The organism is Pseudomyxococcus flavus, assembly GCF_050038885.1.
GTDB classification, from domain to species: Bacteria; Myxococcota; Myxococcia; order Myxococcales; family Myxococcaceae; genus Myxococcus; species Myxococcus flavus.
In genome coordinates this window covers 3353493-3378074 of the sequence record NZ_CP143624.1, presented here as the reverse complement: position 1 = coordinate 3378074, position 24582 = coordinate 3353493, and the positions used below count along the sequence as shown (strand labels likewise).

The 24582-nt window shown below is 70.7% G+C and carries 21 protein-coding genes; 2 read left to right on the top strand and 19 right to left on the bottom strand.

Annotation, left to right across the window (positions count from 1 at the left end):
* Positions 1-34 precede the first annotated feature (34 nt).
* The 19 genes from VZL07_RS14205 to VZL07_RS14115 form a co-directional block, all read right to left on the bottom strand.
* A complete protein-coding gene (locus VZL07_RS14205; RefSeq protein WP_426756061.1) occupies positions 35-3838 on the bottom strand; it encodes an FG-GAP-like repeat-containing protein in 3804 nt (1267 codons plus the stop codon).
* Positions 3839-3890: 52 nt separating this feature from the next.
* Positions 3891-5435 carry a caspase family protein gene (locus VZL07_RS14200; RefSeq protein WP_426756060.1) on the bottom strand — a complete coding sequence of 515 codons (1545 nt, stop codon included), beginning with the start codon at positions 5433-5435 and terminating at the stop codon, positions 3891-3893.
* A 164-nt stretch (positions 5436-5599) separates the two neighbouring features.
* The gene (locus tag VZL07_RS14195; RefSeq protein ID WP_426756059.1) at positions 5600-6550 is read right to left on the bottom strand and encodes a hypothetical protein; all 951 of its coding nucleotides are present in this window, start codon (positions 6548-6550) and stop codon (positions 5600-5602) included.
* A complete protein-coding gene (locus VZL07_RS14190) occupies positions 6547-7110 on the bottom strand; it encodes an RNA polymerase sigma factor (RefSeq protein ID WP_426756058.1) in 564 nt (187 codons plus the stop codon). Before VZL07_RS14190 ends, VZL07_RS14195 begins: the two co-directional genes overlap by 4 nt.
* Before the next feature lie 153 nt (positions 7111-7263).
* Positions 7264-8109, bottom strand: a complete 846-nt coding sequence (locus VZL07_RS14185; RefSeq protein WP_426756057.1) for a DUF1963 domain-containing protein — start codon at positions 8107-8109, stop codon at positions 7264-7266.
* Positions 8110-8125: 16 nt separating this feature from the next.
* Complete coding sequence (locus tag VZL07_RS14180) at positions 8126-8902, bottom strand: Imm49 family immunity protein (protein ID WP_426756056.1); 777 nt, start codon at positions 8900-8902, stop codon at positions 8126-8128.
* 18 nt (positions 8903-8920) lie between these two features.
* Positions 8921-10240, bottom strand: coding sequence for a TIGR02270 family protein (locus VZL07_RS14175; RefSeq protein ID WP_426756055.1), 1320 nt, complete (start codon positions 10238-10240; stop codon positions 8921-8923).
* Positions 10241-10245: 5 nt separating this feature from the next.
* Entirely contained in the window at positions 10246-10758 is a 513-nt protein-coding gene (locus VZL07_RS14170) for a DUF6484 domain-containing protein (protein WP_426756054.1), read from the bottom strand.
* Positions 10759-10760: 2 nt separating this feature from the next.
* Complete coding sequence (locus tag VZL07_RS14165) at positions 10761-11225, bottom strand: DUF4150 domain-containing protein (RefSeq protein ID WP_426756053.1); 465 nt, start codon at positions 11223-11225, stop codon at positions 10761-10763.
* Positions 11226-11236: 11 nt separating this feature from the next.
* Entirely contained in the window at positions 11237-12019 is a 783-nt protein-coding gene (locus VZL07_RS14160; protein ID WP_426756052.1) for an Imm49 family immunity protein, read from the bottom strand.
* A gap of 22 nt (positions 12020-12041) precedes the next feature.
* Complete coding sequence (locus VZL07_RS14155; RefSeq protein WP_426756051.1) at positions 12042-12623, bottom strand: imm11 family protein; 582 nt, start codon at positions 12621-12623, stop codon at positions 12042-12044.
* Positions 12624-12649: 26 nt separating this feature from the next.
* On the bottom strand, positions 12650-13774 hold the full coding sequence (locus VZL07_RS14150) for an AHH domain-containing protein (RefSeq protein WP_426756050.1): 1125 nt from the start codon (positions 13772-13774) through the stop codon (positions 12650-12652).
* Positions 13771-14880 (bottom strand): hypothetical protein, encoded by a 1110-nt coding sequence (locus VZL07_RS14145; RefSeq protein ID WP_426756049.1) that lies wholly within the window; start codon positions 14878-14880, stop codon positions 13771-13773. The genes VZL07_RS14150 and VZL07_RS14145 overlap by 4 nt, the downstream gene beginning before the upstream one ends.
* Positions 14881-14885: 5 nt before the next feature.
* Positions 14886-15905, bottom strand: coding sequence for a DUF2169 family type VI secretion system accessory protein (locus VZL07_RS14140; RefSeq protein WP_426756048.1), 1020 nt, complete (start codon positions 15903-15905; stop codon positions 14886-14888).
* A gap of 103 nt (positions 15906-16008) precedes the next feature.
* Positions 16009-16824 (bottom strand): exopolysaccharide biosynthesis glycosyltransferase EpsA, encoded by an 816-nt coding sequence (gene epsA, locus VZL07_RS14135; protein ID WP_426756047.1) that lies wholly within the window; start codon positions 16822-16824, stop codon positions 16009-16011.
* Positions 16821-19094 carry a GH44 family glycoside hydrolase EpsB gene (epsB, locus tag VZL07_RS14130; RefSeq protein ID WP_426756046.1) on the bottom strand — a complete coding sequence of 758 codons (2274 nt, stop codon included), beginning with the start codon at positions 19092-19094 and terminating at the stop codon, positions 16821-16823. Before epsB ends, epsA begins: the two co-directional genes overlap by 4 nt.
* A gap of 98 nt (positions 19095-19192) precedes the next feature.
* Positions 19193-19750: a serine O-acetyltransferase EpsC gene (epsC, locus tag VZL07_RS14125; RefSeq protein WP_426756045.1), complete on the bottom strand. Its 558-nt coding sequence runs from the start codon at positions 19748-19750 to the stop codon at positions 19193-19195.
* 9 nt (positions 19751-19759) lie between these two features.
* Positions 19760-20773 (bottom strand): exopolysaccharide biosynthesis glycosyltransferase EpsD, encoded by a 1014-nt coding sequence (gene epsD / locus VZL07_RS14120; RefSeq protein WP_426756044.1) that lies wholly within the window; start codon positions 20771-20773, stop codon positions 19760-19762.
* Positions 20770-21288, bottom strand: a complete 519-nt coding sequence (locus VZL07_RS14115) for a hypothetical protein (RefSeq protein ID WP_426756043.1) — start codon at positions 21286-21288, stop codon at positions 20770-20772. The genes epsD and VZL07_RS14115 overlap by 4 nt, the downstream gene beginning before the upstream one ends.
* 271 nt (positions 21289-21559) lie before the next feature.
* Between VZL07_RS14115 and epsE the strand changes: the two genes are divergently transcribed.
* Positions 21560-22786, top strand: coding sequence for an exopolysaccharide biosynthesis GT4 family glycosyltransferase EpsE (gene epsE / locus VZL07_RS14110; protein WP_426756042.1), 1227 nt, complete (start codon positions 21560-21562; stop codon positions 22784-22786).
* A gap of 250 nt (positions 22787-23036) precedes the next feature.
* The gene (epsF, locus tag VZL07_RS14105; protein ID WP_426756041.1) at positions 23037-24581 is read left to right on the top strand and encodes a response regulator EpsF; all 1545 of its coding nucleotides are present in this window, start codon (positions 23037-23039) and stop codon (positions 24579-24581) included.
* The last annotated feature ends 1 nt before the right edge of the window (position 24582 follow it).

The window sequence follows — 24582 nt, the reverse complement described above, 5'->3', positions numbered from 1 at the left end:
ATAACACCTCGCCTTCCAAGCCCGTGGCTCCGTGTCAGCGCACGCGCAGCAGCGTGGCACTGGAGGAGAGGATGCCGCTCCCCGTGAGCACCTCCGGGACACCGTCATGGTCGACGTCCACCAGGGCCAGCTCGTGAGGGGTGGCGAGCGTCCCGAAGCAGCTGGAGATGCCGAAGTCCCCATGGCCCCAGGAGGGCAGGACGCAGACGGCTTGTTCCTCCGGGGCCGCGACGAGCAGCTCGGGAGCGCCATCCCCATCCAAATCCCTGGCGGTGAGGCGGCCGGAGCTGGCGCCGACGCGCGCGAGTCGCCCGTCGTAGAAGCTGAAGCTACCCGTGCCAATCATCGGGAGGACGCCTTGCGCGATGTTCATGCAGGACACCGCCAGGTCCACGAGCCCGTCACCGGTCAGGTCCTCGGCCACCATGCCACCGGGATGACAGGCCGCGACCACCGGCGCGTAATCGAGCTTCCAGGCCAGCGTGCCATCCGCGCGGCCCTCGAACATGACCAGCTCGAAGGTCGGATAGATTCCGCGCAGCACCACCAGGTCCGCCCGGCCATCCTGGTTCAGGTCCTTCAGGAGCAGCTCGTTGCGCGAGGAGTAGGTCGCGAACGCGCCGCTGGCCGAGAAGGTGCCATCCCCCGCGTTGCGCAGCAGTTGCAGGTCGGTGATGTAGCGCCCGCCCTCCTCGCGAGACAGGTCGATGACCACGTCCAGGTCGCCGTCCCCGTCCACGTCTCCAGCGACGAGCTCCCGCGTGCTCGACGTCGTGAAGGTCTCTCCCAGCGGCAGCTCTTCACCCGAGCGAAAGGTGCCGTCTCCGTTGCCGCGCATCAGCACGAGCGACTGCGCGTAGGGCGCCTCCTCCTGACGGGTGAGCGCGAACAGGTCCACCGTCGGGCCTTCGTCGAAGCGGCCCGCGAGCAGCTTCCACGTGCCCTCGGGCAGCGGTGAAGGGCCGCGCGTCACGAGCCCACCCTCCGCGCGCGTGAGGTGCACCTGGGCGCCGCCATCCACTCGAGAGGCCACATCGTCCTGGCCATCCCCATCGAAGTCCGCGGTGACGAAGACGGAGCCCATGGCCGGGGGCGTGGGCGCCTCCAGGTCCCTCAGCACGCGCACGGTCTGTTGAATCCCGGAGAGCACGGCCAGGTCCAGCTTGCCGCTGGCGTCGAAGTCTCCCGCTACCAGCCGCGAGGGATACCGTCCCGAGGGCAAGGTGCGAGGCTCGAAGGTGCCATCGCCCCGTCCCTGGAAGAGCGTGACGACGTTCGCATCCGCGTGCGTGTAGGCCAGGTCCTGCCGTCCGTCTCCGTCGAAGTCACCGGAGATGAGGTGGCTCTGGTCACCGAAGCTGTGCCATGTGTGGTGGTGCAGGCGCGCGGGCGAGGCGAACCGGCCGTTGCCATCACCTTGCAGCAGGTAAATGGTGGATTCGTTCCGGCCCACCACGAGGGCCGCGATGTCCAGGTGGCCATCGCCATTGAAGTCCGCGGCTGTGGCGAAGGGAACGTTGCCCTCGAGCGCCCCGACGCTCTCGGACGTGAAGGTGAGCGAGCCCTGGCCATAGAAGGGCTGGATGGAACCGCCGATGACGACCAGGTCCACGCGCCCATCGTCGTTGAAGTCACCGGCGACCACGGCGCCCTGCGCCTGATGGGTCACCTTCGGGCCCTCGTAGGCAAGGGTCAGCTGGCCGCCGCTCGTGTGGCGCATGACGACGAGCCGGGTGGGCAGCGAGATGACGACCTCGGGCGTTCCGTCACCGTCCAGGTCTCGAACCACGGGCGGCGTGAGGTCATAGGTGTGGTCGCGGCTGGACTGGTACGGGATGAAGCCGTAGACGCGCGGGTCGAAGAAGCCTTGGCCCTGGCCGCGCATGACCTCGACTCTTGGGCCGGAGGAGGCGTCAGCTGAGATGAGGTCCAGCGCGCCATCCTGGTCCACGTCGGCGGTGACCAGGTGCTTGCCGCTCATCAGCATGTTGGGAAGGGCGTTCTGGAACTCGAGGCCGCCATTGCCCAGCCCGCGCAGCCACCGCACCTCGGAGTTGGCGTCGTGCAGCACGGCGATGTCCGGCTTGCCGTCCTGGTTGAAGTCACCGAGCGCCGTGCCGTACGTCTTCCCCGAGTAGGACTGCGGCATCGACTGCAGCGGGCTGGAGTCCAGGTCCACCTCGCAGCGCATCTCCGGCGCGGACAGGGCCACGGCGTGCGTGCGCGTCGTGGGCGTGGTCCCAGGGACGGTGGCGGTGATGCGAATCAGGGCCGTGGGCGCGGCGCTCGGCAGGTCCTTGGGGCGATTCCAGCGGAAGGTGTGCGCGGTGCCCTCCAGGGAGGTCGAGAGCGCGACCAGGCCAGACGCGCGCTCGTAATGTGCATCCGCCGCCTGGGTCGTGCGGGTGAAGGTCCCGCTGCCCGTGGCATCGAGCTCGACCAGGACGTCCGCGCGCTCTCCGTCCACCTGCCGCAGCGTGTAGGTCACCGGCTGGCAGCCACGGACCGCCGTGGGCACGTCGAGCTGGGTGACTTCCACGGGAGCGGGCCGCGTCTTCACGGGCGCGCCGGCCGTGGCGGCGGGGCTGTCTCCCACGGCGTTGCGCGCCACCACCGAGATTGTCTGGGCCTTCGTGCTCGGCACGTTCTCCAGCACGGCGCTGTGCAGGTGCGCGCCCACGTTCAACTGCACGCCCGATGGCTGGGCCATCACGGTGTAGCCGGTGACGGGAGCGCGGCCATCGGACACCGGGGGCTCCCACGTCACGGTGAGCGAGCGCACCCCGGGCTGGGCCTGGACGGATTCGGGCGCGCTCGGCCGTGCAGGCGTGCGCGCGGAGGCGGTGCCGCTCTCGGTCCCCGGGCCCACGTCGTTCCGCGCGGCCACGGTGAAGGTGTACTCGGTGTCGTCCTGGAGGTCCGTGAAGGTGGCGTCGCTGGCCGCGCCGTCCACCTGCTGCGTGACGTCACCCGGCGAGGCCGTCACCACGTAGCCGGAGACCGGCAGGCCGCCCGTGTCCTCGGGCGGCAGCCAGGAGACGGAGACCGTGCGCACGCCGGGCGTAGCGGCCACGGAGACAGGCGCACCGGGCGAGGCGGCGGGGACCACGGACGCGGACTCGGCGGAAGCGGGGCCCGCGCCCACCGCGTTCACCGCGTGCACGGTGAAGGTGGAGGCCACGCCGTTCGTCAACCCACCCACGATGGCCGTCAGCTCGGGCCCGTTCGATTCGGTGCTGACGCCGCTCGGGTGGGCCGTCACCACGTAATGGAGGACGGCGCGCCCACCGTCGGACGCGGGCGCGCGCCAGGTGACGCGCACCTGCCGGTCACCTCGCTCCACGGCGAGGGCCACGGGCGCGGTCGGGACATCCGGAAGGCTCACGCCGTCCACGCCCATCGTCGGACTCAGGCCCACGGCGTTCCGCGCGGCGATGGTGAAGCCGTAGGTACCTCCCGCGCGCAGTCCGGTGACTCGCGCGGTGGTGCCTTCCACGTGCACCTGGATACCGTCCTCATGGGGCTCGACGCCCACCTCGTAGCCCGTAATCGCGCTGCCGCCGTCCTGGGCCGGCTCGAACCAGGTGAGCGTCACCGTGCCCGGGTCTGGAATCGCGGACACCAGGCGCGGCGCGGACGGCGCGGTGGGCTCGGGCGGCTTGGGCGGTTGGAGCTGCTCGCACCGGGCGGCATCCGCCACGCACACGTTGGCGTCGGGGCAGCACGTCCAGCCTTCGGCGCAGGGACAAGGCCGCTCACCCTCGTTCACGGGGTTGATGCAGCCGGCGAACAGCAGCGCGCCGAGCAGCAGGCTCAAGGCGCGGGACGGAAGCTTCACGGAGGTTTTCATTTCAAGCTTCACAACGAAGGGGGCCCGCGCATTGGACGAATCAGAATGCGCCCGACAGGCCCAGGGCCGCGCCATCCGCGCTCAGGGTGGCCAGCGGCACCGTGTCCGTGTCGGGCCACAGGAACAGCAGTGCACTGCCCAGCACGGCCGCGCCGCCCAGTCCGTAGAGCACACCGCTGGTGGTGTTGTAGGCGCGGATGCGACGGTTGCGCGCGGCGGCTTCCTGCTGCGACAGGCTGGGCGCGACGCTGTTGCGCAGGTCACGGGCCTCCAGCGTGGCCCACATGCCCGCGCCCGCGGAGGCGACACCCAGCGCCAGCGCTCCCCAGCCAAGCTGCTTCCGGATGCTGGAGCGCCCGCCGGCGGCGGAGGCTTCGGTCAGGGTCATCGGGGGCGGTGGCCGGAACTCGAAGCGGGCGACGGTGTCGCTGCCGAAGGGCAGGGTGAAGATGTGCTGGAAGGCCGCATGCGCGGCGCCGCGTGACGCCACGCGCGGCGCTTCGGCGGAGAGGGCTTCCAGGCGTACGACGTCTGGCGCGGTGGGCAGCGGGAACTCTGCTTCGTCGCTCACGCGCCGCAGGAAGACGGGGCCGCGCGGTGGCGGGCGCAGCAGGCGCAGGGGCTGGCCCTGCGCGTTGTGGAACTCGGCCAGGCGCACGCCGTTGGCGTCCTCGAGCAGGTAGTGCGCGCCCTGAGCGCCATCGACCTCGAGCCGCCGCTCCAGTCCCTGGCGCAGGTCCACCAGCAGCTCGGAGCCCTTGGGCGGGCGCGCGTGCACCTGGGGGCGGTAGCGTTCGTTGGGGATGGCCGCGTTGGCGCGCTCCACGAAGGCGGCGATCTCGCGGTAGCTCACCTGGCCGTCACCATCCGCATCCGCCGCGCCGAAGAGGCCCGAGCGCACCTCGTGGTTGAAGACGCCGGCCTCGAAGGCCTCCCACTCGTGGCTCTCGCGAGCGGACGAGGTGGACAGGAGGAGGCCCACGTTGTCCGCCAGTGCGAGGCCCACCGCGCGCGTGAAGCCCGCGGGCAAGGGCCGCCGCTGTCCGCCGGGACCTCGGCTGTAGGCGAGGAAGTAGGAGTAGCAGGCGTCGACGATGAGGTGGACGCGGTCGGCGCCGAGCCGAGCCACCACGTCGGAGGACAGCATCTGCCCGGTGAGGGGACCGTCCTCCAGGCTGACGTAGCCCTCGCCGTTGCGCACGTTGCCGTGGCCCGCGTAGACGACGTAGGCCACCGTCTCCACGCCACGGCTGCGCGCCAGGGCGATGTCTTCGCCGAGCTTCGTCACGGAGGTGGCCAGCTCGGCGCGCTTCGGGTCCAGGGCCTCGGCGGCGGCCTGCGGGTGCAGCCGGCGTGTGTTGTCGTCCAGGCGTGCGAGCAGGTACGTGCGCGCGCCCAGCATGCGGAACAGGTCCAGGTAGCGCGCGGCATCGTCGTCGGCGAAGCGCAGCTCGGGCTGGTCCGGTTCATGGCTGCGGTTGACGCCGATGATGAGCGCGAAGGACGCGGTGCGCGGTGGCTGCACGGTCTCCGGGGACGCGGTGAGCGATGGTGGCACGGCCTCCGAGGCTGCGGTGAGTGGCATTGCGACCCCCGAGGATGCGGGGTGCGTCGGCGCTACGGCCCCCGAGGATGCGGTGCGCGGCGCTGTGGCCTCCGAGGACGCGATGCGCGGCGGAGACGTCGCGGCCCCAGATGCGGAGGCGAACGTGGCCATCGGAGCCAGGGCGAGGAGCAGGACGGCGAATCTCATGGGATGACCTGGAGCTGGAGCGAGGTGACGTCCGCGCCGGCGGGGAGCACGGTGTCCAGGTCACCCTGCTCCACGAGCGACTCCATCTGCCTCACGGTGAGCGGCGACTCCAGGAAGACGGCATGAAGGGTGAGGGGGCCAGGCGCGAGCGGATGAGAGATGGCTTCGGGGAGCTCGCGCAAGGTGTCGCCCGCGGGGATGGGAATGGCCGAGGGGTTGCTCGCCGGGTCGGTCCAGCTCGGGTGGTACCAGTAGACGCGGCCCGAGGTGTCTCGGGCGAAGACCATGAGGAAGCGGTGGGCGTCGGGGTTGCGGAAGGCGAAGGCCAGCTCCTGCTCGGGCCTCAAGGTAGGCCCCAGCAGGGAGGTGTGTCCGCCGGGCGCCACCGCATAGGCGAGCAGCCGCGCCTGGGCCGTGACATTGCCCGCGCCACGAGCAGTGAAGCCCTCGTCCACGGTGGTGCTGGGCGGGATGCGGACCACGAGGAGCGCGAGGCAGGCGACAGCCACTGGCACCAGCGCCAGTTGCCACCAGCGGGGCGTGGGCTTTCCGGAGTCCGGGCGGGACCGTGGCTCTGCCTGGATGCCGGGGGCGACAGTGCCCCCGTGCAGGAGCGCTGTGTCGTGCTGGGCCTCACGGGCCTCGGCGTCGAAACCGGAGGTTCCTCGCGACGGATCCGAGGACTCGTGCCCGAACCCGAGGCCGTGGAGCATCCGCCGCCAGGGGGATACCGGCGCAGGCGCATCGAGCCCCAGCCCCCGCGCGAGCCGTGTCCGCGCATCCGGAGCGGCAGGGTCCAACCGGGCGAGCAGGAGCTGGCGCTCATACCGCTCACGGCAGTGGGCGCAGTCCGGCAGGTGCTCGCGCATGCGCCGCTCGTCGGGGGGCGCGATTCGCCCGGAGAAGTGACTGTCGACGAGGGGGAGGAGGTCGCAGGAGGGGTTCATCGGGCCTCCGGGGTGAGGAGGAACTTCTTGAGGAGTTGGCGGACGCGCAGCTCCTGGTAGGCGAGGGTGGTGCGGCGCATGCGCAGCGCGGCGGCGGCCTCGCGCTGACTCAGCTGGCGCACGAAGCGGGCCTCGAAGACGGGGGCCCACTTCGGGGGAAGGCACTCCTGGCGGAAGCGGTCCAACAGGAGGCTGGCGTCGAGCCCGGGCTCGGGCGGCGAGGGGTCCTCGGACGCGGAGGTCTCCACGGCGAGCTGGGCCAGCGCGTCCGACTCACGCCGCTGGCGGCGTACCCGGTCCACGGCGAGGTTGTACGAGAGGGTGTGCAGCCAGCCGGCCAGGGAGCCCCCCTGGAAGGAGCGGCGCGCGGCGCCGTCGGACACGAGGCGCAGGAAGACGTCATGGACCACGGTCTCCGCGTCCACGGCGGGGAGGACGCGAGCGGCGGCGCGGTACACGGTGTCGAAGTGGTCGCGGTAGCACGCGTTGAGCACCCGGGCGTCCCCGGCGTGGAACCGGGCAAGCCACGGGCCTGCCTCCGCCGAGGGGGCTTCACTCAAGGGGCCACGTCTGGAGGGGCCTGCGGGGTCCACGAGATGCCCAACGTCCGGCGCGGGGAAAATGGACGAAACCATTTTCGGGCGGGCTCCGGAAAAGGAACCTGCTGGCAGGTCGAGCTCGCCTGCCACTCGAGTGGGCTCCCGGATTCACGCTCAGGCGTTGGACCAGGTCACCACCGCGCGCCCGAGCTGGTTCGCGGCCAGGTCCTCGGGGTGAAGCAGCACATAGGCCTGGTTCGTGCCCCAGTGGAAGCCCGAGGCGTTGTCGAAGGTGATGCGCCAGAGCTGCGCGTACGCCCGAAGGTCATTGCCACGTCCGGGAGGCGGTACGAAGGCGTAGGGCTCGTCGAGTCCCGCGCTTCGGTGTCCCGACAGGCGGTGGAATCCTGCACCGCGCTCATCTTCCAGGTAGCCCGCAGGCGTCCAGTCGCTCCATGCGTCCTGGAGCTGCGAGTCACCCGGTGGCAACGGCGCCTCCCACGCGTCGCCTCCAGGGAGAGACCATCCTGGGACGAACCGCATCCGCGTCTCCCAGCGTCCGACGCATCGAGGCGGCGAGACAGGTTGTGCGTGTGCTTCGCTGGGCTCTGGGTACCAGCGCACGCGGAACGACCTGGGGGAGCAGTCCGGAGCACGAAGGTCGCGGTCGAGCGCGAAGAGGCCCCGGCGAGGCAACGCGACGGGTGCGTCAGCCAACTGGGCGAAGTTGAGCTGCCCGAGGAAGTGGAAGCCATCCCACGTCAGGTCCGCCTCCTCGACGTAGGGGACGCCGCCGAACTTGCTGTCGAGCGCGGCGAGTCTGGGCTGCGCGGCCCCATGGCCCAGCATCCGGTGGATGAGGGAAGGGCGGAGGGGCGAGCGGGAGACCCGCTCCGAGCGCACGTAGAGACACGGTGCAGGCGCCGTCTCGAGGAACCGCTCGACGTCGGACTCGAGTCCTGGTGAACGCGAACGGAGCAGGCGCCGGAGGGATTCAGGAAGTTCGAGCGGGGGTCTCATGGTGTAGCGGTCCGCCTCACCAGAGGGGGCGCCGCTCGATGTCCGAGGGTGGGGCTGACAGGGCGAGCGGCGGGATGAGGGGGTACTGCGTCCGGAGCCTCAGTCCTCGAGTCCGAGCCAGCCGGACGAAGGCAATCCCCTCGATGAACACGTGGGCGTCGGTGGCCAGGGCCAGCGGATTGCCCGTGCCCGACTTTCTCGCGCGCTCCATCCGGGACTGCCAGGCATCGATGGCCCGCAGGAGTGCCTCCTCGAACGCCTCGGAGTCTCCCTGGAGCAACGCCTTCAAAACGTCGAAGCGGGGGAACTCGGCTCCGTCCACCGCCCGCTCCAGGTGGTCCAGCAGGTCGAACAGCTCCGCCCGTGGCGTCTCCGGCCGGGCCAACTGGGGCAGGAGCCGGAGGGACCAGTACTCATCCTCGTACTCCATCCCCTCTTGCCACCGGGTCTCCGCGAGCGCGTCGATGCGCCGCACCAGCGCCGCGTCTCCCAGCGCGAGCGCATCGAGCAGCGGCTCGGCCCGGCTGCGCGCCAGGTAGTAGGGGTCCAGCGCTGGCCACAGGTGCTTGCGCTCGAGCAGCTGCAGGTATGTGTCCGCTGCCTGGTACAGGAGGTAGAAGAACGTGTCGGCGTCGTAGCTGGCCAGCAGCGTGCCGCACCCCATCCGCCGGTATAGGAGACACACGTCGAGCACATGCTTGGGGTGCACGGTTCCCCCGCGCAGGGCCTGAAGCCTCAGGTCGATGAGTTGGCCGATGTTCTCGATGGTGAACTCAAGCTCCTTGATGCCCATGTCCTCTCCGGGGATTGGTCATCTCGACATCAGCGTGTCGAAGGGCTGGCTCGAGATGCGCTGGCGCGCGCCGGAGGCCTCCTTCAGCTCCTGGTACTGGCGTGACACGCGGCCCCGTGTCCGCACCCGGAGCGCTCCTCCGCTGCGCAGAGCCAGCTCCAGCGCCAGGACATGCCGGCGCCGCATGGGCGTGTGGGCGAGCGCCTCGAGGAGCACCCTGCCGTCGAAGGGCTCTCCGTACAGGTAGCGCTTCTGGGGGTCGAACTGCTTGCGCGCGCTGCGCCACCAGGCCGCGATGGCGTCAGCGGCCGGCACCGGGAGGGCCTGCTCGGGCTTGGGTGTCAGGTCCGCCTGGAGGTCGTCCTCCTCGAAGGGAGGCAGCTCCTGCGCTTCTGGCGATATCCCCACGTAGGAACCTTCGAGGCGCAGGCCGGTGATGGCGCAGAAGGCCTCCGCTGCCAGGAGGGAGGTGGGTGGGTCCTCCGCCATCCACTCGATGCAGGCATCCGCGGCGGCTACCTGCCCGCTGAACCCCAGGGCCCACAGGGCCTGGCGCCGTGACGCTTTCTCCTCGAGTCTCCGCAGCACGACCTCCAGGGCCTTCTCCCCGCCTCCCAGCGCCAGCAGCACCCAGGCCCGGGCACGCTCCGGGCAGTGCACGCCAGCCAGCTCCTGGCATGCGCTCCAGGCGGCTCGCATTCCTCCCAGAAGCCCCAGCTCGATGCCCGCCAGACGCACGGAGGGTTCCGGCGAGGCCAGGGCAGCGCGGACAAGGGCCGCGCGGGCCTCCTCTGGCAACAGCCGCGCGCTCCTGAGCGCGGAGACCCGTACCGCCACCTCTCCGTTCGCGGCGAGCGAGGTCAGCGTGCCCGCATCCAGCAACTCGCCGTGGAACGCGGCCACCTCGAGCGCCAGTGCCTTCAGGGCGGGCAGTGGGGAGGCGGACAGGGGCGCCAGCCGCTCGGCCCACCCGGGCTCATCCCAGAGCTCCAGGGCACCCTGGATGGCCAGGTGCCGGGCCGAGTCACCTTCCTCCAGCGCCTTCAGCAGCAGCCCGGCGGCGTCCTGGCCCCGCTCGGAGAGCAGCACGTACGTTGCGGCGGACACGCGAGCGGGCTCGTCCTCCTGCAGCGCCGGCTCGGCCAGCTTCCGGGTCACCACGCCGCCGGCCTCGGCCAGCGCGTCGAGGTGCGCCACCAGTCGCGCCTCTTCCTCGCCCGTCTCCCGCAGGTCGAAGAGCGGCGACACGAGGCACTGCTCACGGCGGGTCCACAGGAAGGTGGCCTCGTCCAGGTGCTCCTCGAAGATGTCCCAGCGCGGGAGCAGGTCTTCGCGCAAGCCCGTCAATTGATGCCCACCGTTCCACCCTTGATGCGGTGGTTGCCCACGGCGCTGGACTCCACCTCGACGCCCTGGATGGAGACCCGGCCATTGCGGCGCAGGGTGATGCGGGCCTTGCCGCAGGAGAGCACGATTTCGTCCTGTCCCTCGATGTGGACCCGCTTGCCATCCACCTTCGCGATGACGCCGGCCCCGGGCCGGGCCATGTCCTCGAGTACGGCCTCGGTCAGCGGCGCGGGAGGCGGTTGCACCAGCCCCACCAGCAGCGGTCGGAGCGGATCCCCTCCGGCGAACAGGAGCACCACCCGCTGCCGCTCCGCGATGGCGCGCGAGAGCGCCTCGGGCGTGAGGGTGACGGTGGACAGCACGGGCAGCGGCCCGGCGGTGTTGCCCTCGTAGTCGACGAGCATGCCTTGCTGCGGCTCCCAGCCGGTGATCCACCCCACGCACCCGTGCGGCAAATGCGCCACGTCCGCTTCGGAGGCGCGGCCCGGGCCCTGCTTCGGCGCCCCCATGGCTAGTAGTCCTCCTTGCAGATGGCGCACGTCTTCTTGCCGGTGCCCTGGCCCACGGCCACGACTGGCGGCTGGAGCACCGGCGTGGGAGGCGTGTTCTTGTCGTTGTGAAGCATGAGGTCCATGGCCCGGGCCACGTTCTTGCCTTCAATCTTCACGTCGAACGAGTAGTTGACGAACTCGGCCTTGCCCTTGGTCTTGCCCGACACCACGCCTCCGCCCGCGGTGCCACCCTCGTCCCCGGTGCTGGTGCTGAAGTGGGAGTCCTTCAGGCACGGCGGGTGGCCATCCACCGTCACCGTCTTGCTCCCCTTGGCCGTGTCCGAGGACTTCGCGATGTTGGGATAGGGAATGGGGATGGGGCCGGCCGGGCTCGGCGTCTTGCAGACGTCCGGGAACGCCACCGAGGTGCCGTTGCTGTCCTTCGTCACCACCGACATCTTGTTCACGCCGACATGGTTGGCCATGGCTTGCCTCGTCAGTCCTTCCAGAGGGGCTCGCGGTGCTGCTCCGCCGGAGGCGCGGTCAGCGCCGCGGCGGGGATGAGGCGGTACTCCTGACGCGTGGGCATTCCCCGGATGCGCGCCAGCCGGACGAGCGCCAGTCCCTCCACGAAGATTTCGGACTCCGTCGCCAGTGCGTAGGGATTGCCCCGCTCCGACTCCGCGTCGCGCTCCATCTGGCTCGCCCAGGCCTGGGTCAGGGCCTCCAGCGCCGCTTCGAAGCCCTCGCGGTCCCCGCGCGCCAGCGCCACCACCGCGTCGTAGCGGGGGTAGACGATTCCCTGGAGGGCCTCATGCATCTGGCCCAGTTCCTCACGGGTCTCCGGCTCTCCGACGGACGGGTCCAGGAGCCGGGGCAGCAGCATGAAGAACCAGAAGTCCTCCTCGTACTCCATGCCTTCCCGGTACTGGGTCTGCGCGCGGGCGTCGATGCGGCGCACCAGCTCCGCGTCTCCCAGGGCCAGGGCATCCAGCAGCGGCTCGGCTCGGCCGCGCGCCAGGTCGTAGGGGTCCGCCAGCGAGGGGTCGCGCTCCTTGCGCTCGAGGAGCTGGAGGTAGGCATCGGCGGCGAAGAAGAGGCCCTGGAAGAAGAAGCTGGTGTCACCGCCGGCCAGCAGCGTGCCGCACCCCATGCGCCGGAACATGCGCGAGAGGTCCAGCACGTGCCTGGGCTTCGCGTTCCCCTTGCGCAGCGCCTCGAGCCGCAGGTCGATGAGTTGCTCCAGTTGGAGGCTGACGAATCCCGGGTCCATGCTCATCCTTGAAGTTCCTTTACGCTCACTAGGTGAACTTCTCGCCAGGCCCGACCACGAACAGTCCGGTCAGTTGCGCCTCTTGGAGCCGCTGCACCAGGTCCGAGCGGATGACGATGACCTGCGGCCACTCTCCCAGCCGGAAGAGCTTCAGCTCCGCGGGCACCTTCTCTTGCCGCACCACCAGCCGTTGGACTGACAGAACCTCGTCCTCGTAGGCGGAGAACTTCGAGCGCTCCCGGTCCATGCACTCGACCTTCTGGAGCGGGTTGACGATATAGAATCGGCTCTTCAGGGCACGGCCGCGCTTGTCCTTGAGGGTGACGGGCAGGTACTCGAAGTCGTCGCCCGTGACACCCTCCGCCTCCAGCGCCTCGCGAGCCCGGGTGGAGACGATGAGTGTCCCCGAGGTGTTCTCGACGAAGTCGCAGAGCATGTCACCTCCCTCCTCGGAGAGGGTGAAGGTCGTCGACTCCGGGATGCTCCCCTTCAGGCGGAAGCCCTTCGTGAGCTTCCTGTAGTCCGGGACGTTCTCGTCGACGTCATCGAGAAAGGCCACCCGGGGATCCGGGTTGAGGCTGAAGACCTGATACGTCATTTCGTTGTTCATCACATTCCCCCTTCCTCACGCCGGAGTCATCTGGGCTCGAGGACGAAGAACCCCTTCTCGAGGAACTCCTCGCGCTGCTCATCGCAGATTTGCTTCATCTCCCGGGAGAACCTCGCGGCCGCTCTCTCTTCGGCATCATGCGGCGTCTCGGGAGCCTGCTCCAGCCCCGCGTCGATGATCTCCCGGACGGGCTTCAGCCTCTTCTTAAGCTCCTTCGAATACGGCTTGTGGTCCGCGCCCATCTGCCAGGGGATGTGGGCGGCGAGGTCCAGGATGCGCCCCGGATAGACCTCATTCGGCAGCAGGATCATGTTGTCTGGATTGTGGATGTTCCAGGTGCCCTGCATGACGACGCGCGCCCGGGACATGTAGTGCATGACGCTCGGGTCGGCGCTGGGCCCGTTGAGCACGTACTCCTGAAATGCGCTCGCGGGAATCATGTGGTGGTGGTCGTGCTCGTATGGGAACCACTTGCCAAGGCCCTGCATCGCGGGGTTGTCGCTCTGCGGGATGTGGAAGTTGATGGGGGCGAGCTGCGCCTTGTCGACGATGGGCGTGGCCAGCTCCAGGAAGTCGGAGTCGTAGTCCGTGAGCGCGTTGTTCTTGGTGGCGCCGTAGACCTGTTTGAAGTCCTGTGGGTCCAGCGTCATGCGGTGCTTGACGTCCCAGGCGTGCCGGTCTTTCGCGAGCCAGCCCAAAGACTTGCCGTAGCGGCCGCGGTAGGCATCGAGGAAGCGGGTGCCCTTGCCCGCCTCTGACTTGTTCTTCCGGGCCGCGATGTCCTCGGCCAGGGTGGTGTACTCGGGCGTCTCGCGACTGAAGGTGTACTTGCGCCGAGCCGGGTCCATGACGATGAAGCCCAGCTTCATTGCCACTTCCCGGTTGTCGCTCCGGGCTTCTCCCGTGCCCGGGATGCGACGTGTGTTGTAGACCTCGGGCTCGCTCTCCGCGCGCTTGATGCCATTGGCACGGTAGTGACAGGCGTGCGTGTCGTACTCCCCCTTGGGAATGGCGATGCACTCGTCGCTCGAGGTGCCGTATTCGTGCTTCCAGAAGCAGGGCTTGCCACCGCTCTTCTTGTGGAGCTCGGTCAGGACCTTCCGCTCATCGACATGCCGATTGTCCGGGTCGTTGACCTGCTTCGCGCTCATCGGCGTCCTCCCTGCGGGGTTGGAGCAGAAGCGAGCGGATCAGCCCCCCGGAGAATGGTGGCGGCCACCTCTCCGCTGTCCGCGCTGGACCACACCAGGATATCGCCCCCGCTGACGTGACGGCGCCACAGGGCATGTGCCCCCGCGGCCAGGGCCACCGCGCCGCTGGCGGCCCCCGTGTCTCCCAGGGACACGGCCGGCCAGTGCTGCGCGGCCGCGGAGAGGTCGTGCTCCTCCGACAGCCGCACGAGCGTGTGGGCCCACTCGTCGGCCCGGCTGTCCTCCCCGTTGAGGTCCCCGTAGATGGCCTGGAGCGGGCGCTCCCGGGGGAGGACGCGGGCGATGACCTCCGACAGGGCCGCACCGGCGGACCGGGCACCGGAGGCGCGAGTGGCCTGCTCCTGTCCTGTCTCGGTGGCCTCCACGGTGCAGCGGATGGCCGCCTCCCGGCTCCTGGCGCCACGGAGCGACTCGAGGAGGATGGCCGCCGCGGCCTCGCCCGGGACGAGTCCCCTTGGCTTGATGGTCATCTTCAGCCGCCGCGTGGCCGCCAGAAAGGCCAGGGTGTCGCTCTCCAGGAGGCTGTCCACGCCCAGGACGAGCGCGCGCTCGAGGTGCCCCTGCTCGATGGCGGTGGAGGCCTCGCGCAGCGCCCAGAGCGCAGCGGCGTGCCCCCGGAACACGACCTGCCGGCGGTTCTCCGGGATGGCGAGCCCGGCCTCGGCCACGAGCCGCGCTGGCAACTGCTCCTGGAGGATGTCGTCGTAGAAGTCGATCTCCCGGTTCCTTGTCCGGCTCAGGCCGACGTAGAGCCCCGTGCCCTGCCAGAACCGGGCGGGCTCCTGGCGGAGGCCTCCCTGGTGCAGCAGGTCCTCCAGGGCGTGGAGCCCCATCCGCAGGTAGCGCCCGAGGCCCTGGAAGCCATCGGTGATGCCGCGCAGCGGGTGGGCGGTGAGGGGCACGTTGCCGTTGCCCGCGTCGGCGGGCACCTCGAACTCCACCGGCCAGGGCCTGGCCATTCCGCATCGAAGGGCGCCATAGGCCGTCACGAGGTCGTGGCCGACCGTCGTCACCATGCCCAGACCTGTCATCGCGAGGGGTGCCATGGCCGCTATCCCGCCGAAGGGGGCTTCACCGCGATGTCCCAGACGTCGTCGGGCCCGTCCCGCAGGGTGACACTCCCTCGCCACAGGAGCATGACGCACGCGTCATCCGTGTCGATGATGCAGGTGTCGAGCTTCAGCGCCATGGGCGTATCACCCGAGAAGGACAGGCTCACACTCACCTCGGGTGGGGCTTCGGCGGGGAGCTGGAAGGCGAGGGGCTGCGGGGAGGCGTTGACGACCGTGACGGGGGTTCCCCCCTTCAGGTATCCCGGCACCACCAGGCCGGCGGGCGCGGCGTTGTAGTAGCGCCGGTCGAAGTCCTTCGGCAGCCGGGGCATGCGCTGCTTGCGCCAGGCCTCGTCGTAGGTGCCCGCGAAGGCCGCGCGTGGCTGCCAGTTCGGAGAGAGGAAGCCAAACCCCGCGGGAGGCACTCGCTGGCCCGGTTGCTTGAGCGGGTGCTCCGGGTCCTCCAGGTTCGGCAGGCGGAGCTCCCCCTCGAAGGACCGCGCGTCCACGCGGAAGCCCACGCCCACGGGGTTGCGCGGCTCGAACGCATGGCGGGCCGGATCCGGGGCGCTGCGGTCCCATCCACCGAAAGCCCGCTCGTACCGCAGGGGCATGCGCTCGAAGGGAAGGGGACGTGTCATGGAAACGCTCCCCATGCTCTTGAACCACACCCTGTCGCCTACGACGCGCACGGACTTCTGCGCCGTTCCCACCTTCAGCGACACCATGAGGGAGGTGGTGTTTCGCTCGCGGGCCTGGGCGTGCCCCACCAGCACGATGTCCGCTGCGGGCTTGAAGGGAGCGCACTCGGGCTCGTAGCGGTAGCTGGACGCCTCCGGAGGCCCCCACCAGGTGCCTCCTGCGTTCACGGGTACCTGTTTTTCCGCGAGCCGCAGCGGGCCCTGCCCGAGCCGGTAGGTCGCCTTGACGACGAGCACGAGGATGGGACGCCCTTCTTCATCCGGGAGCACGAAGGGCTCGCAGGCGAACGGTGTCCGGTTGTCGATGGCGTTCCGCATGGCTTCCGGACAAGGAGCCGGCGTCCCCCCTCTGCTCACGTCCCGGAGCCATGCTACCCCGCGAAGGGCCCCGACTCTAACTCCGCCCGGGTTGGGCCCGCGGCTACTCCGGCTTCTGCGCGCCTGTGCGCTGCCAGAACTCGCGCAGCAGAATGGTGGCGAAGCGCGAGTCATTCAGGATGTACCGCCGCCACAGGCGCCTGGGCTCGTTCACCAGCCGGAACAGCCACTCGAAGCCCGCACGCGAGACCCACACGGGGGCGCGCCTCACCGTCCCGGCGATGAAGTCCAGCCCCGCGCCGATGCCAATGGCCACCGTGGGGCCCAGCTGGGGCGCCACCTGCGAAATCCACACCTCCTGCTTCGGGCAGCCCAGCGCCACCAGGAGCAGGTGCGGGTCCTTCTCGCGAATCCTCGCGACAATGGGGTCGTTCTGCGCCGCGCCGCCGTCGATGCTCACCATCGGCGAGTCCCAGCCCACCACCTCCACGCCGTACTTCTCGCTCACGATGCGGCCCGCCTTCTCCGCCACGCCAGGGCCCGCGCCCAGCAGGTACACGCGCCACTTGCGCTCCGCCCCCATCTTCATCAGCGGGAGGATGAGGTCCGAGCCCGCGATGCGCTCGGGCAGCGGCACGTCCATGGCGCGCGAGGCCCAGACGATGGGCATGCCATCCACCACCGAAATCCGGGCGCGCGCGTAAGCCTCGCGGAAGGCCTCGTGGTCCTCGGCCAGCACCACGTGGTCCACGTTGGGGGTGAAGACGTAGCCACCCTCGCGCGAGTCCACCAGCCGGCCAATCTCCGTCAGCGCCTCGGCGAAGGTGAGCTGGTCGATGGCGAGCTGGCCGATGCGCAGGCGCGGACGGCCGGTGATGAACGGAGACTGCGGAGGCACGGGGGCAGCGGCGGAGCTCATGGCTTCTTCACCGTCAGGTCGAGCACTGTCATGGAATAGGGTGGCAGCCTTTGGGTCAGGGAGCCCGCGGCCTTCGCACCGGGAGTCTGCTCGGTGAACCCCCCAGGTGCGCCCGAGTAGCCCAGCACGCGCACGCTGTCGAGTGTCCCGCAGCCCTTGAGCTGAATCCGAGCCTGGGCGGCCTGGTCCGGGTCGAAGTTGAGCACCACCGCCACCAGCTTGCCGCCCGCCTCGTCGCGCGAGGCGAACACGCTGGTGCCCTCGGCGGCCGTCGCCGGCACCCACCAGTCCTGGAAGCGGCCCCCCTTGCCGTCGAAGTTCCGGAACGCGCGGAACGCCCAGAACACCGGCGAGCCGTTGGTGGGGTACTGCCAGAAGTAGGCGGCGTAGATGTTCTCCTGCGCGAAGCGGCCCAGCGCCTCGGCCTGGGCCAGGCCGCCGCTCATGTGCCGGAAGGCGCCGAAGTTGTACTCGCCAATGGAGATGCGCAGGCCCGGGTAGTTCTCGGCGATCCACTCCTTCATGCGCGGGATGAGGCGCACGGGCTCGCCAATCCAGGACTCGTCCTTGTACGTGGGGTCCCACAGCCCGCGCGTGGAGCGGATGCGGCGCGCGTTGGTGACCGGGTCCGTGTCGCCCTCGAGCCCCACGCCCACGTTGGTCTGGGGATAGAAGTGCAGGTCCAGCACGTCGAGCAGCCGCACGCCCGTCTTCTTCTCGTGCTCGCGAAGCTGCCGCAGGTACCAGGGCACCAGCGGGACGTTGCCGTGCGCGCGCCGGTCCGAGTGCGGCATCTTCCCCGGCGCGAAGTCCGCCGCGGACCACAGGTAGTTCGTCCAGCCCCACTCGGCCGGGCCCGCGATGAGGGCCTCCGGGTCCTCCTTCCGCACCGCCGTGCCGTAGGCGATGGTGCGCTCCAGGAGCCCGTCGTACGTGAGCGGCTCCGGGTGCACGTCGCGGTGCGTGGAGTTCCAGAGCATGGGCTCGTTGTCCAGGATGTACATCTGGACGCTGCGCTGGCCCCGCTCCTGGTCCTTCTTCCGGATGGCGCGGATCCACTCGGCGACGAACTCCGGCGGCGCCTCGGTGCTGGTGAGCGACGGCGAGCCGGGCTTCAGCGGCGTGCCGTCCCGCGCCAGGCCGTTGCCCGCGCCGTTGTCCTCCTCCTGCTGCGGACCGAAGCGCACCACCGGGAAGCCCACCGACTTCGTGTCCTTGGCCACCCAGCCCAGCATGGGCACCGTCAATGCGGAGCTCATGCCGTGCTTGCGGTTGGACGCCAGGAAGTCGTCGTAGCTCAGGCCGATGTCGACGTTCTGGAAGAACCAGTCGTTCGCGGTGTTCCACGCGCCGCCCAGCTTCCAGTTGTAGCGGGACGTGGTGTTGCCGCCCCAGCGGCGCGTGGTGGCGCCCAGCTGGTACTGGTGCGTGTCCCGCTTCTCCGTGAGCCCGTCGAAGGCGATGCCGTAGATGAGCGGGCTGATGCGGTGGCCCGGCGCGGTGCAGTCGATGGTCATGGGGGCCTCGCGGCCACTGCCCTGCCCGATGCGGCCGCCTCCCGCGGCCAGCGCGGCGGCGAGCTCGGGGGGCAGCTCCGCCAGCGCCACCTTGTCGAAGAGCACCCAGTCACGGCCCACGCTCTTGGCGGCGCGCAGCACCACGCGGTCGAACGGCTGGCCGTGCGGGTTGAGCTGCTCCATGGGGATGACGACTTCCGACCACTCGCCGTCCTTGCGGACGATGAGCTCGGGCGTGATGGGGATGCGCGGGAAGCTGGCGGCGCCCTGGGCGTCCAGGCGGACCTCCAGGAACTCGCCGAAGGACTCGGGCGCGCTGAGGCGGAACGAGAGCGCGCCGAAGGTGCCCTCCAGCTTGGGGCGGTAGAGAATCCAGCCGCCGTAGTTGAACAGGCGCATGCGCGCGGGCGCGCCCTTGGGGAGCACGCGCGGCGCCCAGCCGATGTCCGTCCAGCCGGCGGCCAGGCCCCCGTCGTACAGCATCATCGGGGCGGTGTTCTCCAGGCTGGCGCCAGGGCTCGCGGCCGATGTGCCACCGCTCGTGCTGCCCGCGCCCGTCGCTGCGTCGCCGCTCGCGGCCGAGTTCGCGGTGCCGCCTGTCGCCGCGCCACCGCTCGTGCCCGTAGCCGCGCCGCTCGTGCTACCTGCGCCCGGGCCCTCCGCGCCCGCTGCCTGCGCCACGGCCACGGTGCCACCGGCGAGCAGCGCGCCCGCCAGGACGGCGGCGCCCGCCTTCGTCCGAGAACCCTTCACACCGTCCTCCCTGGGAGCGCAGGCGCCACCGCGCCAGCACGCGACATCCTCCGCGAACGCTTCACACCAACCTCCATGGGCGCGGCCACGCCGCCGCGCTAGAGCGCGACGGTATCCATGTCCTTGCGCGGGAAGATGCGGGCGGGGATGCCCACGGCCACGCTGTCCGGCGGCACGTCCTGGAGCACCACCGCGTTGGCGCCGATGCGCGAGCGCGCGCCGATGCGCACCGGCCCGAGAATCCGGGCCCCCGCGCCAATCCACACATCATCCTCGATGACGGGGTAGCCGTTGTCCTTCGCGGTGCCCACGGTGTTGTTGCCGTAGAAGCGCACCCGGTCGCCGATGCGCGCGTCTCCGCCGATGACGATGCCCAGGCTGTGCACGAAGTACACGCCCTTGCCGAGCGTGACGTCCTTGCCAATCTCAATCCCCATCACCGCCGTCTGCGCCACGCGCAGCACGTGGTTCAGCAGGGGGATGCGGTACGCCAGCGCGGCCTCGCGGGCGCGGTTGAGCGCGGTGATGCGGTACGAGTCACTGGTCAGCACCACCTTGGCAATGGACTTCGCGTCCGAGTTGCCATTGGCGGCCTTCGCCAGCTCCAGCGCATCCGTGACGAGCGAGCCAATCATCGAGTCCCTGGCCTTCAGCATGGTGTGTGACTACTCCCCCCGGCCCTGCAGGTAGCGGGCGACCTCGCGGGCGATGCCCGTCCAGCCGCCAGCCTCGCCGCGCGCGCCGCGCAGATACTCCATGCCGTACACCACCGAGGTGCCGGCGAAGGCGGCCTTCTCCAGCCCCAGCCTGTCCGCGGCGTTGGCGGCGTGCATCACCGCGCGCGTCAGCACGCGCGACGCATCCGGCGCCACGAGGGTCGCGGCCAGCAGCGGGCGGGTGAGGGGGTTCGTCTGGAAGAGCAGCCGCCACGGATTGACGTCGCGCACGTCCGGGTGCTTCCGGGCCACCTGCGTGTCGAACATGCCGTAGCGGTGGGCGCGCTTCAGCCAGCGCTCGAAGGACACGTGGTCGCTGCCGTGCAGCACGTAGGCGTCCCGGGCGAAGACGAAGGCGCAGCCGGCCTTCTCCAGCCGCACGCCCAGCTCCACGTCCTCGGACTGGCCCAGGGACTTGTCGAAGCCGCCCACGCCCACGTAGTCCGCGCGGGGGAAGGACACGTTGCCGGTGAACAGGTGGACGCCACGGGCGCGGGCGCCGGGGGCGGAGAGCTCCTCGGCCATGCGGTTGTTCAGGTACGCGTACCAGCGCTCGAACAGCGGCATGTCGCCAATGGACGGGTCGGGGCGGATGCGGCCCAGCACCACGGTGCGCGAGCCCGCCGGGTGGTGCGCCAGGTGCCGCTCCAGGAAGTCCGGCGCCACCTGCATGTCGTCGTCGGTGACGAGCACCACCTCGCCCCGCGCGGCCAGGACGCCCCGGTGGCGGGCGGCGGCGGCGCCGGCGTTGGGCTGCACCTCCACGCGCAGGGTGTAGGGCAGGGCCAGGGCCTGCAGCGGCTCGCGCGCGGGCTCCCTGGAGCCGTCGTCCACCACGACGACCTCGAACTGCTCGGCCGGCAGCGTCTGCCCGGCGAGCTGCCACAGCAGCCGGGTGATGAGCGGCAGCCGGTTGTACGTGGCGATGACGACGCTGAGCCGGGGCGCGGGGGCGGAGGTCATGGCTTCTTCTTCTGGGAAGACGCCCGGCGCTGCTTCTTCGTCAGCCGGGGAAAGGTGACGCTGCCGAGGAAGCGCTCGCGGCCCACGAAGTCCAGGGTCTTGTTGGCGGCGCCGAAGTCCGTCTCGCCCAGGGTGACGCAGAGGAGGCAGCCGTCGGCGGCGAGCGCCAGGGGCAGGCTGGCCGGGTGGGTCACCAGCGAGTCGATGACGACGACGACGCGCTCACCCCGGGACACGCGCTCGCGCAGCTCCAGCACCTTCTGCGCGGCGGCCGTGGGCGACAGGCCGGTGGCGTCCTCGAGGTGGATCTTCTGCGTGTAGGCGTAGGGCGCGCCGGCCTCCAGCACCGCCATGGCGGCCTCCAGCGCGGGCGCGCCAGGGTGGGCCGGCACCACGGTGAGGGAGCGCCAGGCGTGGCGCTCCAGGGCGAACCACAGCCGTTGCAGCGCCGGAGAAGGAATGGCGCTGTCGGTGGGCGTGGCGTCGGCGGGTGGTGCGCTGGAGTCTGCGGCCATGGGGAGGCGCTCGGTATAGCGCAACGCGTGGCGCCGGCCCAACGGCCTCTCCGGGCAGTCCAGGGCGCGCCGGCCCGCATCCCTGCTGGGGGAGCGCCGTGTGACGGGCGGCCCCGGAAGCGGCGTTCCATCGCGCCGCGCGCTTCGCGGCCAACCCGCCGGGAGCCTCCAGCCCCTGCGCCGTACCCGCGCACGTGAAGGCCACGTCTCGGACTGGGTGCCGCGCTACCCACGCCGTGGCAGGGGCAGGCAGGCGTGTTATGCCATTCGCGTGCAGAAGATTGGCTACCTGATTCCCGAGTTCCCCGGACAGACGCACATCTTTTTCTGGCGCGAGCTGCAGGCGCTGCCGGGCAAGGGCGTGTCGCCGGAGCTGGTGTCCACGCGTCCTCCGCCCGCGCGCATCATCTCGCATCGCTGGGCCCAGGAAGCCATGGCGCGCACGGAGTACCTCGCGCCGCCCGGGCCGCTGGGAGTCGCCAAGGCCGCCGCGGAGGTGGCGCGCGCCATGCCCTCGGGCTGGGCCCGGTGCCTGGCGTCCATCGCCCGCGCGGAGGGGCTGGACGCGAAGGGCCGCGCGCAACTGCTGGCCTTCGCAGTGATGGGCGGCCGGCTGGCGTCGCTGGCGCGGGAGCGCGGCTGGTCGCACGTGCACGTGCACTCGTGCGCCAACGCCGCGCATGTGGCGCTCTTCGCGCACCTGCTGTCGGGCCTGACGTACAGCCTGACGCTGCATGGGCCGCTGGACGACTACGGCCCCAACCAGCGCGAGAAGTGGCGGCACGCGAAGTTCGCCTTCGTGATTACGAAGAAGCTGCTCCAGGAGGTGAATGACGCGCTGGCCGGCGCGCTGCCGCCGCGCATCGAGCTGGCGCCCATGGGCGTGGAGCTGCGCAAGTTCAACCGCTCCGTGGCGTACACGCCGTGGACGGGCGAGGGGCCGCTGCGCATCTTCTCCTGTGGCCGCCTCAACCCCTGCAAGGGCCACGCGGACCTCATCGACGCGGTGGGGCTGTTGCGCGCGAAGGGCCTCGACGCGCGGCTGGCCATCGCGGGCGAGGACGAGGCGGGCGGCACCACCTACCGCAAGGTGCTGGAGGCCAGGCTGAAGGAGACGGGCCTGGGCGACGCGGTGACGCTGCTGGGCGCGGTGAACGAGGACACGGTGCGCGGCGAAATCGAGCGCGCGCACATCTTCTCGCTGGCCAGCCTCCAGGAGCCGCTGGGCGTCGCCATCATGGAAGCCATGGCCATGCGCGTGCCCGTGGTGGTGACGGGCGCGGGCGGTGTGCCGGAGTTGGTGGATGACGGCGTGGACGGAATCCTCGTGCCCCCGCAGCAGCCCCAGGTCCTGGCGGACAAGCTGGAGGCCGTGGCGCGCGACGCCCAGGAGGCGCAGCGGCTGGGCGAGGCGGGCCGCCGCAAGGTGGAGACGACGTTCAGCAGCGAGCGCAGCGCGGACATGCTCGCACAGATGCTGCAGCGGGCGGTGGTGTAGCGGGCCACACGGTAGGATGCCCTCTCCGCGCTGGAAGGTGTTGCCGGGCCGTCACTGGCCTGGCGAAGGCCCTGCGCGGACTGGTGGGGCACCCATGCCAGGACCATGATGGGCACGTCCTGACTGACACCGGGGGCGGAGGCATCCGCCTGCCTCCCGGTCGCCAGCGGGCGGAGCGGGCTGGGCCCGTTGCCAGATCACCGGGGACGCATTACCGCCTGGGATTCAGGCACGAAGGGAGGCATGGCGGGTGACTGCGCCCGAGCGACCCACGTTCCAAGCGTCCGTCCTGCTGGTGGACGACAACGCGGCGAACCTGCTCGCGCTGGAGGCTGTCCTGGAGCCACTGGGCCAGCGGCTGGTGCGGGCGACCTCCGGCCCCGAGGCCCTGCGGTGGCTGCTTCAGGAGGAGTTCGCCGTCATCCTGCTGGACGTGCAGATGCCCGGCGTGGACGGCTTCGAGACGGCCCGCCTCATCCGCCAGCGCCAGCGCACGCGCTACACGCCCATCATCTTCCTCACCGCGCACAACCGCGACGAGGCCAACCTGGTGCAAGGCTACGCGGTCGGCGCGGCGGACTACGTGGTGAAGCCCTTCCACCCGGACGTGCTGCGCTGGAAGGTGGACGCCTTCGTCGGGCTGTACCTCCAGCAGCAGCGGCTCCAGCGGCACGAGGCCGCGCTGTGGGAGCGCGAGCGGCGGATGCTGGAGCAGCAGGGCGAGCTGCGCTTCCGCCGGCTGGTGGACACCATGCCCCAGTTCGTCTGGGAGCTGCTGGTGGACGGCACCATCGGCTACGCCAACCGCGGCTGGCTGGACTACGCGGGGCTGACGCCCGAGCAGGGGCGGCAGTGGAAGGCCACCCTGCGCTGCCTCCACCCGGACGACGTCCCGGTGCTGCGCTCCGCCTGGCAGGTGGCCCAGCGCTCGGGCCAGCCATTGCAGCAGGAGTGCCGGCTGCGGCGCGCGGCGGGGGAGTACCGCTGGTTCCTGACGCGCACCATTCCGGAGCGGGACGAGCGGGGCCAGCTCATGGGCTGGGTCTCCACGGCGACGGACGTGGACGACGCGCGCCAGGCGGTGGAGACGCTGCGGGCGGCCAGCGAGGCCAAGGACATGTTCCTCACCATGGCGGCGCACGAGCTGCGCACGCCGCTCCAGGCGGCGCGGAGCTACGCGCACCTGGCCACGCTGAAGGCGGGTGACACGCTGGCGCCGGGCATGGACAAGGCGCTGCAGGGCCTCCACCGCAGCGTCAACCGGATGGCGAAGCTGGTGGAGAACCTGCTCGACGTGGGGCGCATCCAGCGCGGCGAGCTGGACCTGGAGCCCACGGCGCTGGACGTGGGCGCGCTGCTGCGCGACGTGGCCGAGCACTTCGAGCCGCTGACCGAGGGCCAGCGCATCGAGCTGGACGCGCCCGAGGGGCTGGTGGTGCCGGGGGACCGCGAGCGGCTGGACCAGGTGTTCACCAACCTCGTCTCCAATGCGCTGCGCTACTCGCCGGAGGGCGGGCGCATCCGGCTCGCGGCGCGCGAGGAGGATGGGCGCGTGCACGTGGAGGTGGTGGACCACGGGCTGGGGATTCCGGGCGGGAAGCTGGAGCACATCTTCGAGCGCTTCAGCCGCGCGCACGGGGTTTCCTACGGCGGGCTCGGGCTGGGGCTGTCCATCGCCCGCGGCATCGTCGAGCGCCACGGCGGTCGCATCTGGGCGGAGTCCCCCGGCGGCGAGGGCTCGGGCAGCACCTTCCATGTCGTGCTGCCCGCGGCGCAGGACAAGCCCGCGACGTGAG